Origin of the sequence: Tuberibacillus sp. Marseille-P3662, from assembly GCF_900178005.1 — a bacterium.
In the GTDB taxonomy this organism is placed as follows: Bacteria; Bacillota; Bacilli; order Bacillales; family Sporolactobacillaceae; genus Marseille-P3662.
This window is the reverse complement of record NZ_FXBS01000006.1, coordinates 1,747,720-1,764,603: the sequence shown is the minus strand read 5'-3', so window position 1 is coordinate 1,764,603 and position 16,884 is coordinate 1,747,720. Positions and strand designations below refer to the sequence as shown.

16 protein-coding genes are annotated in these 16,884 nt (G+C 39.0%); 14 read left to right on the top strand and 2 right to left on the bottom strand.

Annotated elements, in window-relative coordinates; translation table 11 throughout:
* Window positions 1–7 precede the first annotated feature (7 nt).
* From B9Y89_RS17390 to B9Y89_RS19160, 5 genes are all read left to right on the top strand, one after another.
* On the top strand, window positions 8–721 hold the full coding sequence (locus B9Y89_RS17390) for a GntR family transcriptional regulator (RefSeq protein ID WP_085524446.1): 714 nt from the start codon (window positions 8–10) through the stop codon (window positions 719–721).
* Between the two features lie 89 nt (window positions 722–810).
* On the top strand, window positions 811–2,136 hold the full coding sequence (locus B9Y89_RS17385) for a GntP family permease (protein ID WP_085524445.1): 1,326 nt from the start codon (window positions 811–813) through the stop codon (window positions 2,134–2,136).
* 595 nt (window positions 2,137–2,731) lie between these two features.
* On the top strand, window positions 2,732–2,911 hold the full coding sequence (locus B9Y89_RS19165) for a hypothetical protein (RefSeq protein WP_176222159.1): 180 nt from the start codon (window positions 2,732–2,734) through the stop codon (window positions 2,909–2,911).
* Complete coding sequence (locus tag B9Y89_RS17380; protein ID WP_085524444.1) at window positions 2,842–3,318, top strand: BCCT family transporter; 477 nt, start codon at window positions 2,842–2,844, stop codon at window positions 3,316–3,318. The genes B9Y89_RS19165 and B9Y89_RS17380 overlap by 70 nt, the downstream gene beginning before the upstream one ends.
* 150 nt (window positions 3,319–3,468) lie before the next feature.
* On the top strand, window positions 3,469–3,645 hold the full coding sequence (locus B9Y89_RS19160) for a hypothetical protein (RefSeq protein ID WP_176222275.1): 177 nt from the start codon (window positions 3,469–3,471) through the stop codon (window positions 3,643–3,645).
* Window positions 3,646–3,945: 300 nt separating this feature from the next.
* Here B9Y89_RS19160 and B9Y89_RS17370 read toward each other — a convergent pair whose 3' ends face one another.
* Window positions 3,946–4,401, bottom strand: a complete 456-nt coding sequence (locus B9Y89_RS17370) for a hypothetical protein (RefSeq protein ID WP_085524442.1) — start codon at window positions 4,399–4,401, stop codon at window positions 3,946–3,948.
* A gap of 434 nt (window positions 4,402–4,835) precedes the next feature.
* On the opposite strand from B9Y89_RS17370, the gene B9Y89_RS17365 reads away from it, so the two are divergent.
* The 9 genes from B9Y89_RS17365 to B9Y89_RS17325 all read left to right on the top strand — a co-directional run bounded on the left by B9Y89_RS17365 (window position 4,836) and on the right by B9Y89_RS17325 (window position 15,765).
* The gene (locus B9Y89_RS17365) at window positions 4,836–6,008 is read left to right on the top strand and encodes an ROK family transcriptional regulator (protein WP_085524441.1); all 1,173 of its coding nucleotides are present in this window, start codon (window positions 4,836–4,838) and stop codon (window positions 6,006–6,008) included.
* Between the two features lie 124 nt (window positions 6,009–6,132).
* Complete coding sequence (locus tag B9Y89_RS17360) at window positions 6,133–7,707, top strand: ABC transporter substrate-binding protein (RefSeq protein WP_085524440.1); 1,575 nt, start codon at window positions 6,133–6,135, stop codon at window positions 7,705–7,707.
* A 146-nt stretch (window positions 7,708–7,853) separates the two neighbouring features.
* The gene (locus B9Y89_RS17355; RefSeq protein WP_085524439.1) at window positions 7,854–8,774 is read left to right on the top strand and encodes an ABC transporter permease subunit; all 921 of its coding nucleotides are present in this window, start codon (window positions 7,854–7,856) and stop codon (window positions 8,772–8,774) included.
* A gap of 49 nt (window positions 8,775–8,823) precedes the next feature.
* The gene (locus tag B9Y89_RS17350; protein ID WP_085524438.1) at window positions 8,824–9,717 is read left to right on the top strand and encodes an ABC transporter permease; all 894 of its coding nucleotides are present in this window, start codon (window positions 8,824–8,826) and stop codon (window positions 9,715–9,717) included.
* Window positions 9,718–9,728: 11 nt separating this feature from the next.
* Window positions 9,729–10,742, top strand: a complete 1,014-nt coding sequence (locus B9Y89_RS17345) for an ABC transporter ATP-binding protein (RefSeq protein WP_303393587.1) — start codon at window positions 9,729–9,731, stop codon at window positions 10,740–10,742.
* The gene (locus tag B9Y89_RS17340) at window positions 10,732–11,700 is read left to right on the top strand and encodes an ABC transporter ATP-binding protein (protein ID WP_254901284.1); all 969 of its coding nucleotides are present in this window, start codon (window positions 10,732–10,734) and stop codon (window positions 11,698–11,700) included. The genes B9Y89_RS17345 and B9Y89_RS17340 overlap by 11 nt, the downstream gene beginning before the upstream one ends.
* 72 nt (window positions 11,701–11,772) lie before the next feature.
* Entirely contained in the window at window positions 11,773–13,239 is a 1,467-nt protein-coding gene (locus B9Y89_RS17335) for a M81 family metallopeptidase (protein ID WP_085524435.1), read from the top strand.
* 100 nt (window positions 13,240–13,339) lie between these two features.
* Complete coding sequence (locus B9Y89_RS17330) at window positions 13,340–15,022, top strand: alpha-L-fucosidase (RefSeq protein ID WP_176222274.1); 1,683 nt, start codon at window positions 13,340–13,342, stop codon at window positions 15,020–15,022.
* A gap of 32 nt (window positions 15,023–15,054) precedes the next feature.
* Entirely contained in the window at window positions 15,055–15,765 is a 711-nt protein-coding gene (locus B9Y89_RS17325; RefSeq protein WP_085524433.1) for a copper homeostasis protein CutC, read from the top strand.
* A 274-nt stretch (window positions 15,766–16,039) separates the two neighbouring features.
* Here B9Y89_RS17325 and B9Y89_RS17320 read toward each other — a convergent pair whose 3' ends face one another.
* A complete protein-coding gene (locus B9Y89_RS17320; protein WP_085524432.1) occupies window positions 16,040–16,879 on the bottom strand; it encodes a PfkB family carbohydrate kinase in 840 nt (279 codons plus the stop codon).
* Between the last annotated feature and the right edge of the window lie 5 nt (window positions 16,880–16,884).

Genomic DNA, 16,884 nt, shown 5'->3' with positions numbered 1-16,884 from the left:
TGAGGTAATGGATATTTCGCGCAAAAAAGGACCTTTATATTTGCAAGTGAAGAACATCTTAAAAGATCGAATTTTACATGGTGTGTATGCTATTGACACGAATATCCCATCAGAACCGCAATTGGAAAGTGAATTTGAGGTCAGTAAGATAACGGTTCGTAATGCCATCAAAGAACTTGTCCAAGAAGGTTATCTCGAAACTAGGAGCGGCAAGGGGACAAAAGTTATCCGACATACGTCTACCTCAAGGCTTTCCAGAGGGAAACGTTTTACTGAAGTTTTAGTAGAAGAAGGCCATAGCATTCAAAAACAATTGTTAAAAGTAGAAGTTGTATGGCATCAAGAGGGGGCAGAATTGTATCAATTATTTGGTTCACATTGTCTTAAAATAGAACGTCTTTATCACCTTGATGATGTACCCTATATCCATTTTACGCACTATTTAACGCCGCAAATGGAGGATATTGAACGCTCGGAGTTTAATGTCCAATCCATGTATGAATTGATTGAAGAACAAGATATTTCCTTGGAGAAGTTTCGAGATCAGTTTGCTGTTTCTATGGCGCCCTCTCATGTAGAAGATAGATTAGGTGTGAAAAAGGGAGTGCCATTATTGAAGCGATTACGGTATTCTTATGATGAAATGGGAAATGTGATTGAATTTAGTGAAGGACACTATAACACGGAAATGCAACATTATGTGGTGAATTATGATGTATAAAACAACGAGAGAGTGATGGAGTTCAGTGCACTCTTTTCGTGAATTCTTTGAAAGCGCTTGCTATATAATAACAGGGGGAGAAAACAAATATGGATATTTATTTATTAACGGTTACTTTTCTAGCGATTGTGATTGTCATTTTAGGCGTATCATGGTGGAAATGGCATGCATTTATTAGTATAACCGTTGCGTGTTTATTCTTAGGGGTTATGTCTGGATTATCAATGGATAAAATAGCTGGTGCATATGAAACCGGAGTTGGCAATGTTCTAGGGCATTTGGTGGGCATTTTAGCATTAGGTACGATTTTAGGAAAGCTAATGTCAGACTCAGGTGCTGGCATACAAGTGGCCGATTTCTTCGTACGACTTTTTGGTACAAAGAAATTGCCATGGGCAATGTTACTCTCAGGTTTCATTATTGGAATCCCTGTATTCTTTGAGGTAGGGGTTGTGATTTTATTACCTCTAGTGATTTCGATTCGTAAAACAACAAAACAAAACATTTTATTAATTGCGTTACCTGTCCTTGCGGGATTATCCATTGTCCATGGTATTGTTCCGCCACACCCAGGGGCGATGACTGCGATAAGTATTTATAATGCCAATATAGGGCGCGTCCTTATATACGCACTCATCATTGCGCTGCCGACGGCAATCATTGCAGGCCCAATATTTGCAAAATGGGTGCATAAACGCGTGATTCCAAATAGAGAACCGGACCTGATCCGGCCGAGTAACATATCCTATAATTTACCAAGCACGGGTATTTCTTTTTTCGTCATCTTATTACCTATTATACTAATTTTATTATCTGTTGTGGCACCTTATATATCACTGCCTAACAGTGTAACGGAGTTTTTCTTATTTATTGGTAGTCCTGTCGTTGCTCTTCTAATCTCTTGTTTCGTAGCATTCTACCTCCTTGGATTCCGTCAAGGGATGGATAAAGAGATTATTAAAAAGCTAGTAGACGAAAGTATACTCCCCGTTGGTTCGATTATTTTAATCATTGGAGCAGGTGGTGCATTTAAACAAATCCTTATTGAAAGTGGTGTGGGTGATTCCATTGCGCAAATGTCAGAGCAATTATCCCTATCACCGATTGTTTTAGCATTTGTAGTAGCCGGACTTATTCGGGTCGCCACAGGTTCAGCGACAGTTGCATTAACAACAGCAGCGGGTATTGTATCACCAGTTATTGCTCACATGTCAGGTGTGAACTTGGAGTTGCTCGTTATCGCGACCGGTGCAGGGTCTCTAATGTTATCACACGTCAACGATGCAGGTTTCTGGTTAGTCAAAGAATACTTAGGGTTAACCGTGAAGGAAACGTTTAAAACATGGACAGTTTTGGAGACATTACTTGCATTTATCGCTTTTGGGATTGTTCTACTCACCAACACGTTCGTTTAAAACATTTTACGGCACAATGCAATAAATTTTAGAGAGTTCTTTTCTAAAAACTTTTACAAGAAAAGAGCTCTCTATCTATATCATCAGGTCTTTTTTGTCACCTCAATAAGAGCTCAGGATAGACTAAATTGTCCAAATGGATGCAATTTATGCGAACTCTTTTAAGGGCATTTCATTCGTAAACTGACTGTGATAAAGGTCGGCATAAAATCCACCTTTTGCAATGAGCTCATCATAGCTGCCTTTGACTCACCAAAGGATAGGATAGAGTAGCTATGATGTTACCAATCCATGTTATGATCAAAATGTATTAAAAAATATGCTGATCGAGAGGATTGGAACGAATCTCATCCAACATGGGAAAAGACTTACCCGGTGCTAGGCCCTTACCTTGATATTATTGATATTACGCAAATGGAGGATCAGCGCTGACCTAATCGGGAGTGCAATCTTCTATAAAAAAGAAGCTGGAGCCAATAGTTCAGACAATGAGCAAAAAACATTCCATTCAAATTCATAGTTTCATTCTGTCTGAACAATTCCGGTGTATGACCGGGGGAAGGAAAAGAGACAGAGGGGATGAGCTCTTGCCCCAATGTCCCTTAAATTGATTCAGCAGCTTGCACAAATGAAAGGGAGTGACCTTGAAGTATTGTTACGTCCCGTTCAATCTGTTGCAATTGTTGGCGCAAATTATCGTTTTGCATGCCGTGTCTGTTCATCGCAAGGATTTCAAAAGGGCGAACAATTAAAGAATTTATTATTGGAGCATTAATTATTCCATCGATTGGATCGGTATTCTGGTTTTCCGTATTTGGAGGATCAGCACTGCATTTTATTCAAAACTTAGGAAACACCGCTTTGTCAGAGGTCGTTACAACAGATGTTGCTGCAGCTTTGTTTTCTTTCTATCAATATTTTCCTTTAAGTTCGATCATCAGTATAATGAATGTCATTCTTTTGTTTACGTTTTTTATTACATCAGCAGACTCCGCAACATTTGTGTTGGGTATGTTTAGTGAACAAGGAAATATAGATCCATCCAATAAAACAAAAATAACGTGGGGTATTATAATATCCGCAGTTTCTATTGTTCTACTAATCAGTGGTGGATTACTTCCTTTACAGTCGGCATCAGTCTCGGTTGCATTACCGTTTTCTGTTGTCATTTTACTAATGTGATTTTCATTTATTAAAGAACTTAAAAAGGAAATTTTCACGGTGGGAGAAGAAAAGGAATCCGCCAAGAAAGACAGTGCATCAATAGAAAAAGATGATGAGCGAGAGCTAAAAACACCCAAAAGTAAAAGTATATAGAGGAGAGGGTATGGGATGATTAAAATAACAAAACCGTATGATACCATTGTTTATGAAGTAAAAGATACTACCGCTATCATTACGTTGAATCGACCTAAAGTCAATGCTGTTAATGACTGGGTAATTGGCATAAAAAAAGTGAAGGAATTACTATACACTGGGGATTCCGTTGATGCACTGGAACAACGATAAATATAAGTGGAGGATGGTCGGATTGGCATCGATCTTCCTACAGGCCCTTCAAAGGACTGGGAATGGGCTAACACACTAAGAGGATATTGGCATATCGCATGTAGCTATATACCACATAGAACCATTAAAAATGAAATTCTCGAGAAAGTTGGTTTTAAGGACTTAAACCAACTTCTCGAGAAGCATACTCAAACTATTGAACCGCCGTATACGGAACCGTACATACAGTGGTGAGAGAGAACGGGGGTAATCACCACCTCCTAATTGCTCCTCTTTACAGATGTCTCTATTTAAGGCTTCCTAAGAAGATGAAGATAGCTTTTGCTTAAATGACTTGAGTTGCTTGGTGGTTTCTTCAATCAATTGTTTCACTTTATTGGCATCCGGATGATCTTTTTTTGCTTCCGCGATGAGTGGATAAAGGCTTTTTTCAATATTTTCATAGGCTTTAGCATTGTGTTTTTCGACCTTTTTCTCGATAGGCTCCCAACTTTCTGAGAGGGCTTTACCGTTTTTATTTATTTTTTTAACATCATTGGTTGAAGACTCAGCTGTGCTGTTTAATGTTTGAAGGGACGTTAAGACCTTATCGATCCCCTTTGTCAATGATGTTTTTTCTGTCTTTTGCTCGGTTCCTTGATTTTGCTTAGTATCCTCTTTTGACTGTTTACCTTCATTTCCTCCCGACGCACAGGCGGAAAGCATAACAGCTGTGGTTAAAAATGCTGCTAGAAGCCACAATTTGGATTTTTTCATAAAAAAACCTCCTTTTATATTTCTTCAATCCTATCTTAGTGTGACTTATTAAATTAGTAAAATAAACAATTAACATGATGGTCATAAGTCATTTCTATATGAGAAAGACGCCTTAATACTTATGGCTTATGTTATCTCAACTCTCAATTCATGAAATAACCTAGATAAGTCACCTTTCGAAAATAAATTATTAATCACATAAAGGCGCCCGCAGAAGACCGAAGAATGAGCGGCACAACTACAGCCCATTAAATTATTAAAAATTCAATAAACGACTTGACATCGTATCATATTATTATTAAACTATTTAATAATATCACTGGAGAAATAAAGTCGTATTCATCTTTTTTAATGGGTATATAATATCAATTTTATGTAATTTTTACTGTTAATTCATCCAGTCATGAAATTAAAGAAGGAGTTTGTTAGTTATTATGAAAAAAAATCAAAGTTTTATTAAAAAGGAAAATCAAAATCTTATTTTGGAATTGATCCAAAATTATGATTTGATTACACGGCCGAAATTAGCTAGGTTGGCGGATATGAGTCCGACAACAGTTTCGCGGATTGTGTCCTTTTTAATTGAGGAAGGCTTAATCAAGGAAACCAATCAATATACAACAGGTGTAGGGAGGAAAGCCACTTATCTTGCACTGAATCCTGACTCCTTAATGTCAATTGGTGTAGAGCTGGATGAAAGACATGTTCGCTATGGTATCTTTGATTTTTTGGGAAAAGCTATCGTGACAGAAGAAACAGGAAAAGAACTTGGCGAAGCTCCTGAATCTTTGGTGATGAAGTTGAATGAAGTGATTACCCGATTAATACAAGAAAATCAGATCGACAAGAATAAAATCACAGGCGTTTGCGTAGGGCTTCCAGGTCTTGTTAATCATAAAGATGGAAACGTTATCAAATCCGCGCAGCTGGTATGGGAGAATGTTCCGTTACTCCGAATATTAGAAGAACAATTGGAATTTCCTGTATTAATAGATAATGAGCTAAATCTTAGAGCTTACGCTGAACGGTTATTTATCAAGAATAAAACCAGTCATTCCATGGTCGTGATTGGATTTGGAAGTGGTGTTGGATCGGCTTTGATGATAGGAGATCAAATTTACCGTGGGAAATTGAATTCCGCCGGAGAAATTGGTCATACAATTGTTGATCCAAATGGAATTTTATGCACTTGTGGTAACTTTGGGTGTTTACAAACCTGTATTGCGGAAAGTTTTTTGGTTCAGGAAGCGTCAAAAAAATCTAATGTACAAAGTTTGCATGAAATTAGTTCTGCTGCTGAAAAAGGGCATAAGTGGGCGATGAATATTTTGAATCGTGCGATTACTTATGCCGCAATAACAGTGAATAGTTGTGTTTGCATGAACAATCCTGATCGGGTGATTTTAACAGGAAAAATGATTGAACAATTCCCACATATACGCGATCGCATTTTGCAAGAGTCAAGAAATAAAATATGGGCGCCATTAAGCGATTCAACGAGTATTGAAATATCGCAACTTGGAGAACAAGGCGTTGTTTTGGGCGCTAGTATGTATTCGCAAAGGGAATATATCAATCATTTAAGTATCGAAAAGGAGTTGGTTTAATGAAATAATGCCGATTTCCAAGACATTAGAAGTCAAGTAGTAAGATTGGTAGAGGGAGGTTTTTCAGGATTTTACGTGGTCGCAAAAAAGAGAATCAATTTGTAAAACGGGAGGGATTCATTCTATGAGAAAATTCATTGCAAGTTTCAGTGCTTTTGTTCTTGTCATGATGATGTTGTCTGCCTGTACAAGTGGGGATAAGTCAGCTACGACTGATACTGGAAATAGCAGTAATACAGAAAATCAAGATCACGATGGTGTCACAGTGGGGTATCATGAAAATGTCCAAACCTTAGATCCTCATGATGCGAGTTCTGGTATTGATATTAGTGTGTTAAATAGCATGTATGAGTCATTGCTTACGCCGAATCAAGATGGTGAATTGGAACCGCTTTTAGCAACGGATTATAAAACTAGTGATGACGGTTTGACATATACGTTTGAACTAAGAAAAGGGGTCAAGTTCACCGACGGTACAACATTTAATGCAAAAGCTGTGAAAGCGAATATCGAACGTATTTTGGATTCAGATGGATCGTTGAATGCTTATAAAGACTTAAGTGGAATCAAAAATGTGAAGGTGACGGGTGATCATGAGATTAAGATCACTTTAAAAGAATTGAATAGTCAATTTTTAAGCAAAATTGGTACGAAACCTATAGCAAATCCCAAAACCCTTGATAGTGCCAATTATGCCAAGACTTCAACTGGAACAGGACCCTTCAAGTTGAAAAAATGGAATCATGGCACTTCAGTCGTTGTCGTAAAGAATGAGAATTATTGGAAAAATGGGAATCCGAAGGTTGATAAAATTACTTTTAAGCCTATTCCGGAAAACGGTTCTCGTGTAGCTATGCTTAAGACAGGCGAATTGGATGTGATTTTCCCTGTCCCTGTTAACAATGTAAAAGAGCTGCAAAAAGCTGATGGGATCAAGGTAGATTTATATGAATCTACCTACGTGAACTATACAACAATTAATACAAGCAAAGAGCTATTCAGTAGTAAAAAAGTGAGAAAAGCCATGAATTATGCGATCAATAAAGAGGCATATAGTAAGGTTGTCAAAAATGGCTTTGCCAAGAAGGTATCATCACCGCTTCCAAAGACCAATGTGAATTTTACGGCTCAAGAACCATATGCGTATAACCTTGAAAAAGCAAAACAGTTAATGAAAGAAGCAGGATATGCAGATGGATTTTCCGCTACAATTTGGGGGAGTAATTCTAGTAAAGATAAAAAAGGTATGCAATTTATCAAACAGCAGTTGAAACAAATTAATATTGACGTCACGATCAAACAATTCGAACGGGGTACCTTATCAGAAAAAATTAATAAACCTAAAAGCCCGGAAGACTCTAAAGTGCAAATGTGGTATGTGGGTTGGTCATCGACACCCAGGAATACAGATAATGCACTCAATCCACTGTTTAGCACGAGTGCATTCCCAGCAAATGGTGCCAATACGGCATACTACAGTAATCCACAAGTTGATAAGCTGATTAAAGGGGCACTTCATGCGAAAACAAAAGAAGAAAAACAAAAGAAATATGATAAGGTACAAAAGATAATTTGGGATGATGCGCCATGGTTGTTTTTAGCAACTGATGTACAACAAATTGCAATGAATGAAAACTTGACGGGCGCATGGAGGTCTGCAGACGGGAACTTGTATATTAAAAATGTTGCCTGGAAGTAAGAATCGATGATCTGAAGGTGCGCTAGCGAAATATCTGGCGCGCCTCTGATCCATGTGGCCTTAAGCATACGACATTATATGAGTCTACCAACTGATGGGGCAGGGTAGGTTGCCTTATCGTAAGTACATAAAAGGGGGGAGAAACTATGGGCAAATATATCATCAAAAGATTGTTAGGGCTGATTCCTCTTCTCATTGCTGTTTCATTTCTGATATTCTTATTCGTTCATTTGATCCCTGGTGATCCTGCTCGATTGATGGCTGGCAAAGATGCAACCTTGAATGAGGTTCAAGCTATTCGTGTAGAACTTGGGCTGGATAAACCTTTGTTACAACAATATTTGATGTATATGAACGATCTTTTACACGGTGATTTGGGCCATTCATTAAGATCAGATGTATCCGTCACTCAATTATTTGGTGAACGGTTTATCCCTTCAATGATTCTATCATTATTGAGTATAGGATGGGCAGTTGTTTGTGGGGTATTAATGGGAGTGGTTTCTGCCGTATTTAGAGGAAAATGGCCAGATTATTTTGGAACGGTGACAGCGATATCAGGTATATCTGTTCCGAACTTTTGGCTGGGATTAGTCATGATTCAGCTATTTGCTGTTGTATTAGGAGTTCTGCCAGCTGGTGGCATTGAATCTTGGACCGGCTATATTTTACCGTCTATTGCCTTGGGTGCGGGGATTATGGCAATGATTACTCGATTTACAAGGTCATCTCTTGTACAAACATTACAAGAAGATTTTATTCGTACTGCTCGCTCGAGAGGGATGAATGAAAAAACAGTCGTTTTTGGTCATGCCCTCAAAAATTCTTTGATAACGGTTCTCACCATTGCAGGACTTCAATTTGGATATCTTTTAGGCGGGTCTATTGTTGTAGAATCTGTGTTTAGTTTTCCTGGTATGGGGAGATTGTTGATTGATTCGATACAGTTTCGGGATTATCCCGTGGTGCAATCACTTTTATTAATTTTTTCTTTGGAATTTATACTTGTTAATTTTCTTGTTGATATCTTATATGGCTTTTTGAACCCAAAAATTCGCTACAAATAATGATTTGTGTTTACGACATACTTAACTCACAAATTAAGGGGGGACAACAATGTCAGAAGTAGAACTGACAGCAAACGATACACAAGATCTGAATAAGAAAAAAGATTCAAGTTTTCGGAGAATTTATCATTCATTTAAAAAAAATAATTTAGCTTTATACTCATTTTTCTTTCTCTGTTTTCTGTTGCTCGTTGTCATTTTTGGTCCGTGGATTGCACCTTATGACCCACAAACCGTAAATTATAATCATCTCTCAGAAGGTCCTTCATGGAGCCATTTAGCCGGGACGGATCAATTTGGGAAAGATGTTTTGAGTAGATTGATTTATGGGGCAAGGATCTCGCTTGGCGTCGGTGTGGCATCCGTATTGTTAGGAGCACTTGCCGGAACTTTTTTTGGTTTGCTAAGTGGCTTCATGGGAAAATGGGTTGATCGTATCATTATGAGAGCATGTGATATCTTGTTTGCGTTTCCCGATCTGGTTCTTGCAATTGGTATGGTTGCGATTTTGGGTCCTGGTTTGAGAAATGTGATTATTGCTATTGCCTTTTTCTCAACGCCTTCATTTGCTCGTATTGTTCGTGGTGAGACATTGGAAATCAAGGAGCGATTATTTGTCGAAGCTGAGAGATCCATCGGTGTGAAAAAGGGAAGAATCATGTTTAAGCACATCTTTCCACAGACGGTCTCCACCATTATTGTATATATCACCATGAATGTCGGTGGTGCAATTATCTCCACAGCGAGTTTAAGCTTCCTTGGGTTGGGAGCCCCGGCATCTTCTCCTGAATGGGGAGCGATGATCAGTGCATCAAGAGATTACATTGGAGATGCATTTCATCTTATCTTTTTTCCAGGTTTTGCTGTGTTTATCACAGTCTTAGCGTTGAACTTGTTCGGGGATGGATTACGTGATGCGTTAGATCCAAAAACAAGGGATTAAAGGGGAAGATAATCATGTCAGATTTGTTAAAAGTTAAAAATCTCAAAGTTGGCTTTACTTCAGATAGTCATACGACACAAGTTGTGCGCGGGGTGAGCCTTGAAGTTAATAAAGGTGAGATTGTAGGAATTGTAGGTGAATCCGGGTGCGGAAAAAGCGTTACTTCCCTTTCAGCGATGCGTCTTTTAAAAGGCACATCTGGAAAAATCCAAGAAGGTGAAGTATGGTTCCACGATCGAGATTTGCTGCATCTTACGGAAAAAGAAATGTGTCATATTCGTGGGAATAACGTGTCAATGATTTTCCAGGATCCCATGACTTCTCTGAATCCAGTTCTAAAGATAGGTAAGCAGTTAACTCAAGGGATCAAGTTACATTTGAATTATAGTAAAAGTCAAGCAAAGGAATATGCCATTGAGATGCTGAAATCAGTCGGCATCCCCAGGGCCGAAAGCATCATGAATGAATATCCTCATCAACTATCTGGTGGAATGTGTCAAAGGGTTATGATTGCTATGGCTATGTCTTGTAAGCCAGAATTACTGATAGCAGATGAGCCAACAACAGCCCTTGATGTCACGATCCAAGCACAAATTCTAGAACTTATGAAACAATTGCGTGATGAGAATGATACGACGATTTTAATGATTACCCATGATTTGGCGGTTGTCTCAGAAATCTGTGATCGTATTATCGTGATGTATGCTGGTACTGTGATTGAAGAAGGAGAAACCACACAAGTATTCAATGATCCGAAACATCCATATACAGAAGGACTAATCCAATCTATGCCAAAAATTGGTGAGAATCAATCGAGACTTTATGCGATCCCTGGACAAGTGCCGGACCCTGCTCAGATGCCGAGGGGGTGTAAGTTTGCTCCGCGTTGTCCACATGTGATGGATATTTGCAGAGAAAAGGAACCATCATTAGTGACAGATGTAGATTCCAGACAACATAGATGTTGGTTGTTCCAAGGAGAGGGAAATCAGGATGGCAAGGAGAGTGAGAAGGTTGACGTCTGATACGGTATTAGAGATCTCAAATTTAAAAAAGTATTTTCCGATATCAAAAGGAATCTTTTCCAAAAAGGCACATGTCAAAGCCATAGATGATGTTTCTTTTTCAATTCAAAAAGGAGAAACAGCGAGTATCGTCGGAGAATCAGGCTGCGGAAAATCCACTTTGGCAAGGTTAGTGAATGGATTAATTGAAGCGGATGAGGGGAAAATTGTGTTCAAAGATAAAGATCTTACACATGAGAATGAAAATGTGTGGCGCTCTTATCGACAACCAATGCAGATGATTTTTCAGGACCCTTATGCGTCTCTTAGTCCGAAGATAAAAGTGAAAGATTTAGTAGGTGAACCATTAAAAGTTCATTATCCAACAATGTCAAAGGCGGAACAACTTAAGTTAGTAGAAGAGACTTTGGATATATGTGGGATTGGCCGTCATCATCTTAACAAACATCCTCATCAATTCAGTGGAGGTCAACGCCAGCGAATAGGGATTTCACGTGCATTAGTGTTACATCCCGAATTGATGATTTTAGATGAAGCAGTCTCTGCACTCGATGTATCGGTACAAGCCCAAATTTTAAATTTGTTGAGAGACTTGCAAGAAAAATTTGATTTGACATATTTGTTTATCTCACACGATTTAAGTGTCGTTGAACATATTAGCGACACAATCACAGTGATGTATCTCGGTAGTATTGTAGAAATTGCAGATAAGCAAACACTTTTTCACGATCCAAAGCATCCGTATACAAAGGCATTACTTTCATCTATCCCACAGACGCATCCAAAGAAACAAAGGGAACGAATTGTGCTTCAAGGTGAAATTCCTAATGCAGCGGAACCACCAAGTGGTTGTAAGTTTCATACGCGTTGTCCAATGGCCATGGATATTTGCAAAAAGATTCAACCTCAAATGCAGACCTTAGAAGATGGTTCACAGGTAGCATGTCATTTGTATTAAAAGTTGACATAATTTTTATAAACTAGGAAATTCAAGAGATGAATAATGAAAAAATAGATAGGGGGCATCATCATGAAAGTGCTTATCGGACATTTTAATTCAGAATCCAATGAATGGTCTTATCAAAATATGGCGTTTGAAAATTTTGTTTTCAAACATGGTGAAGAGTGTCTTGATGTCATGAACGTGCGTGATATTTTTGAAGATCAAGACATCGAAGTTGTACCAAGCCTTTATGCCAATGGACATCCGGGGGGTCTCATCAAAAAAGATGCTTTTGATTTTATTCTGAAACGGTTCACGAAAAAAGTGAAAGAACATCTTGCAGAAATTGATGGGATTTATTTGTATTTACATGGTGCGAGCAAAGTAGTGGATTTGGAAGGTGATTCTGCAGAACACAACATTCTATTTGAAATTCGCAAAATCACGGGACCTTATATGCCAATTGCCATTTGTATGGATCCGCACGGCAACCTGTCGCAAGACTTTGCCGATAACGCGACCATTATTCGAACTTATCGTCATTCTCCACATACAGATACAGTCGAGACACGTCGACGGGTTGCGGAAATGTTGGTTGACCTGCTACAAAATAGACGGAAGATAACACCGGTGTATCGCAAGATTCCTATCATGATCGGAGGAGAAAGATCAGTTTCGACAGATGAGCCTGTTGCATCGATCAATCAATACCTAGATGAGCTCGAATCTGATCCTCGTATATTGTCTGCTTCGTTTCATGTAGGATATTTGGAACATGATGGAGATAAATGTGGTTGTTCTGCGATTGTTGTACCCAATGATGACAAATATGCTGCATATGCGAATGAAGTGGCTGACAGCTTGTATGATTTTGTATTGGCTCGTCGATTCCAATTTCATTATCATGGGATTGTCGATTATCCTAATGAAGCTTTAGATCGTGCGCTGCAATATGATGGTCGTCCAGTATTTCTGACAGATTCAGGTGATAATTGCGGTGCTGGTGGAGATGGCTATAGCAACTATATTTTGAGACAACTGATGGAAAAAGATGATTATTATGATAAAAGCATCTTGGTTGCGGGTGTCGTAGATAAATATAGTTATCACAAGCTTTATGATAAAAAAGTAGGAGACCGGGTTGATTTTCATTTTGGTATGGGTCTAGATGAATTAAATAAACCCATTCACCTGACGGGAGAAATTGTTGCCAGAGGTGTGGTGAATAATAGATTTGAAATTAATTCTCATATGGCAGAAGCCATTACCGTAAAAATCGACGGAAAACCCATCAGCTTGGTGGTAGAGGGCGAATCATTGAGCTATACAGACTTACATCAATTCAAAGATTCCAATCTGGATGTCGATGATTATGACCTTTTTGTTGTCAAACAAGGGTATATCTCACCTGATTTCAAAGAGATTTCACCGTTTTGTATCATGTCATTGACGAACGGACCAACAGATCAAGAAATGGAACAAGTTCGTTCTTACAAAAGAATTATGCGCCCTATGTTTCCGTACGATGAGTTGGATTATCGTGTAGAGGAATAGAAAAGTTTTAGATTGTCCGGAAGATCGAAGGTGTTTTGTTGGGCTCTCTGACCTCTGGAAAGACGCAAAGCGTTTTTCTTATATGATTGGAGTGTATGTGATGGAAGACAGTAATTATTATACGGATCAAAGGATACGAGATCATATTGTAAATGATAAGCATATGAAAGGGATTCCCGGCATTGTGAGTCCGGTTCAGGACCAAAGGATGGCTTATTGGAAGAATTTAAAATACGGCATGATCATTCATTGGGGATTGTACTCGCAAATTGGTGGAGTTTGGAACGGCGAGCCTGTAAAGGATGGGTATAGCGAGCAAATTCAAATGTGGGCGAATATCCCAGAATCGGAATATGTCAATGTAGCGAAATCATTTACAGGGGAATACTTTGACCCGGATGAGATTTGTTTACTTGCAAAAGAAGCGGGGATGAATTATATCATCATGACAAGTAAGCATCATGATGGGTTTTGTATGTTTGATACAGATACCACAGACTATAATGTTGTCAAACAAACGCTCTATGGTAAGGACCCTTTGAAGTTATTGTCGGAAGCATGTCGACGTCATGGCTTGGAATTTGGGGTTTATTTCTCATTGGTAGATTGGCATCAGGGTCACTTGTTTGATGTGGACAATAACAACTTGATTCCGTCATCGATAGAAGGTGTAATAAAAAAGCAACTTAAAGAATTGATGACAAATTACGGACCGATTTGTGAAATTTGGTTTGATATGTCATCCCCTACGCCGGATCAAAGTCAGGAATTCATTCGAATTGTACGTGAATATCAGCCAGAAGCTGTCATCAATAGTCGTGTATGGAATAATATGGGTGACTTTCGTACTTTGGGTGATAACGAGGTTCCGTCCGTCAATATAGAAGGCGCATGGCAAACACCCGCTTCTGTGTACCAAGAGACCTGGGGTTATCGAAAATGGCAAACGCGTGACTATTTGGATGAAAAGGTTAAAGAGCTGCTTAAGGGTTTCGTCGGTGGTGGGAACTATTTGTTGAATATTGGTCCGCGTGGAGACGGATCGGTTGTTGAATTTGAAGCGGAGGTATTACGGCAAGTTGGACAGTGGATCCGGCGGCATCCATTTATTCTTGAAGCATCTGAAACCCAGTTTGATCAACACCCCTGGGGTCAAATTAAAATTCATAATAACAAGTTGTATCTCATAGTGACGAGACGACCGGAGAATAGAATTTTGCTCCATGGCTTACTGGCTAATGTGTCAGATGTAGTTGAAGAAGGGACTACAAATGGGATGATATGGCACCAAGAGGGGGATACGCTGTCAATCATGCTTCCTTCAGTATTGACAGAACCTGTTTTACCCGTTATTGAGGTGCAATTGAATCAATGCATTGAAGTCTTCCCCAAAAAGACGGTGATATTGGAAGAGGGTCAACAGCAACTGACAACGAACGATTTGTATCAAGGCTACGGCTATCGTGATCAAGGTAATTATAACAGTATGCACCAGACAGTCGTCCGTGATACGGCTTATTTACTCGGAATACAACGTGGGAATGTTTTTGTTGAATTGTTTGGAAATGCTGCACTCGATAAAACGTACTGCATTCAGTGGGGTGAGACGTTTTATACAATAAAAGGAAAAGAACTCAATTCCTTTCAAATTGGGCCACTTAAGATCAAGGAAAACGTCGTCACGCCATTCACTGTAAGATTAGCGAAGTCATCATTTGCGGGTGAACCTTTGGATTTTAGTTTCGAGCTTGCGAATTTATACTTTAAAAAAGACAACTATTAATCATTTTCTAAAGTATTTTTGGAGGTAGCGTTATGTTACTTGAGGTCATTGCAACGAATGTGGATGAAGCACGTGTTGCGGCGCAAAATGGTGCAGACCGGATTGAACTGATTGATTGTATGGAAGTCGGAGGGGTGACGCCCAGACCGGAATTGATTGAGGAAGTCATTCAGGCTGTGAATATCCCCGTTAATGTCATGATAAGACCTCACCCCCTTTCATTTCGGTACGATCCAAATGATTTTGAAACGATGAATCGGGATATGAAAAGGGTTAAACAGTTAAATGGGAATGGGATTGTCATAGGTGCTTTGACAGAAGAAAAGCATATTGATGAAGAAAATATGCTAAGTCTATTGAGAGAGGTTCAAGGCCTTGATGTGACATTTCATAGAGCGTTTGATGAGGTGGCTGATCAAATCGCCTCACTGAGACGACTGCTACAGTTTCCCCAAATCAAACGAATACTTACTTCTGGGGGCGCGGTCGCTGCCCCGAAGGCCATCCATCATTTCAAGAAGCTTGTTGAACATGCAGAGGGAACGGGCATCGCGATTATGGCGGGTAGTGGGTTGAACCTGTCGAATTTACAAGCATTCATCGAACAAACCGGGGTACATGAGATACATATGGGAAAGGGTGTGCGCTACGGTAATTCCGAGAAAGGGATTGACCCTGAAAAATTAAAGAAAGTCAAACAAATAGTCAGCTTTGTTGATTCTAATGCTTTTAAGAAGCATTAACGCATTGAAGTCCTTGGGTGATTCTGTCAAAAGTGCTGGCTAGACCCCAACAGTCTTTTTGGTTTTGGTTGAAATAATATAAGCCAATTCATTTACTACATTGAGCGGTAAGAAATTCTACATAGAAAAAAGCCCATTCCAGAAGAAATGGGCTTTTTGTTCTGCCGCGTCCTCAGCGAAGAGTGTGAAACTCCCATGTGTAAGAAAAAGCCACCCACCTTCAATTCATGAGGGTGAGTGGCTAGCTAGGAACAAGCAGGGTCAAAAAGAAGCCTTAAATATTCGAGGATGGCTGTTTATAAACTTGGCCATAGCCAAATGCACCAAAATAGGTACAAGTATGAGCTGCAGAAACTGCAGCTTCGTATAGTGCTTTCTCCATAGGAGTTCCATTAAAATAGCTAGTTAAAAATACTGCTATGAAGGTATCACCTGCCCCAAGTGTATCAATTACATGAGTTTGGATGACCGGCTGCTTAAAGCATCTACCTTTTTCGTCGAAGAATAAGGCGCCCTTTGATCCCCGAGTAATACCGATTGTCCTTACGCCGTATTGATAAACCTTTAGCGCAAGATCTTTGCACTCATCTTCAGTCAGATGGCTTCCTGAGAAAAACGCATACGTAATATATGGACAGACAGCTTTAAGATAATCATTATCTAAATGACTGGAAAAATCAAAGGAAATATAAATGTAGTCTTTTAATTGATATAGTTCGGATTCAATATTGCTAAAAACACTTGTATGCAATAGATCGAAGGAATTAATATAATCAATATCCTCATTAGCAAAACCAAGTTTTAGTCTACTTTGAACGCCTCCTTTGTTAGATCCAACAAAAACTCTATCTCCATCCGGATTCAATTTAACTTTGGCCATGCCGTTTTCACCATGAGCTCTTCGAGTATGACTAATATCAATCTTTTCCTTTTTAAGTGTTTCAATAATATGGGTTGATGCCGTATCATTACCTAGTATTCCTACATATCCAGATTGCTCGGCTCCATTTTGTTTGCTAAGTACTGCAACATTCAACGCATTTCCACCTGGATAAATCGTATTCTGATTTGTATAGTAATCCACGACATTGTCTCCAACTCCAACTAGTTTCATTAAAT

Bases quoted from the DNA above. Each gene is read 5' to 3' on its own strand.
- B9Y89_RS17390 (WP_085524446.1), top strand. From the start codon at position 8: ATGGATATTTCGCGCAAAAAAGGACCTTTATATTTGCAAGTGAAGAAC.
- B9Y89_RS17385 (WP_085524445.1), top strand. From the start codon at position 811: ATGGATATTTATTTATTAACGGTTACTTTTCTAGCGATTGTGATTGTC.
- B9Y89_RS19165 (WP_176222159.1), top strand. From the start codon at position 2,732: ATGTCCCTTAAATTGATTCAGCAGCTTGCACAAATGAAAGGGAGTGAC.
- B9Y89_RS17380 (WP_085524444.1), top strand. From the start codon at position 2,842: ATGCCGTGTCTGTTCATCGCAAGGATTTCAAAAGGGCGAACAATTAAA.
- B9Y89_RS19160 (WP_176222275.1), top strand. From the start codon at position 3,469: ATGATTAAAATAACAAAACCGTATGATACCATTGTTTATGAAGTAAAA.
- B9Y89_RS17370 (WP_085524442.1), bottom strand. From the start codon at position 4,401: ATGAAAAAATCCAAATTGTGGCTTCTAGCAGCATTTTTAACCACAGCT.
- B9Y89_RS17365 (WP_085524441.1), top strand. From the start codon at position 4,836: ATGAAAAAAAATCAAAGTTTTATTAAAAAGGAAAATCAAAATCTTATT.
- B9Y89_RS17360 (WP_085524440.1), top strand. From the start codon at position 6,133: ATGAGAAAATTCATTGCAAGTTTCAGTGCTTTTGTTCTTGTCATGATG.
- B9Y89_RS17355 (WP_085524439.1), top strand. From the start codon at position 7,854: ATGGGCAAATATATCATCAAAAGATTGTTAGGGCTGATTCCTCTTCTC.
- B9Y89_RS17350 (WP_085524438.1), top strand. From the start codon at position 8,824: ATGTCAGAAGTAGAACTGACAGCAAACGATACACAAGATCTGAATAAG.
- B9Y89_RS17335 (WP_085524435.1), top strand. From the start codon at position 11,773: ATGAAAGTGCTTATCGGACATTTTAATTCAGAATCCAATGAATGGTCT.
- B9Y89_RS17330 (WP_176222274.1), top strand. From the start codon at position 13,340: ATGGAAGACAGTAATTATTATACGGATCAAAGGATACGAGATCATATT.
- B9Y89_RS17325 (WP_085524433.1), top strand. From the start codon at position 15,055: ATGTTACTTGAGGTCATTGCAACGAATGTGGATGAAGCACGTGTTGCG.
- B9Y89_RS17320 (WP_085524432.1), bottom strand. From the start codon at position 16,879: ATGAAACTAGTTGGAGTTGGAGACAATGTCGTGGATTACTATACAAAT.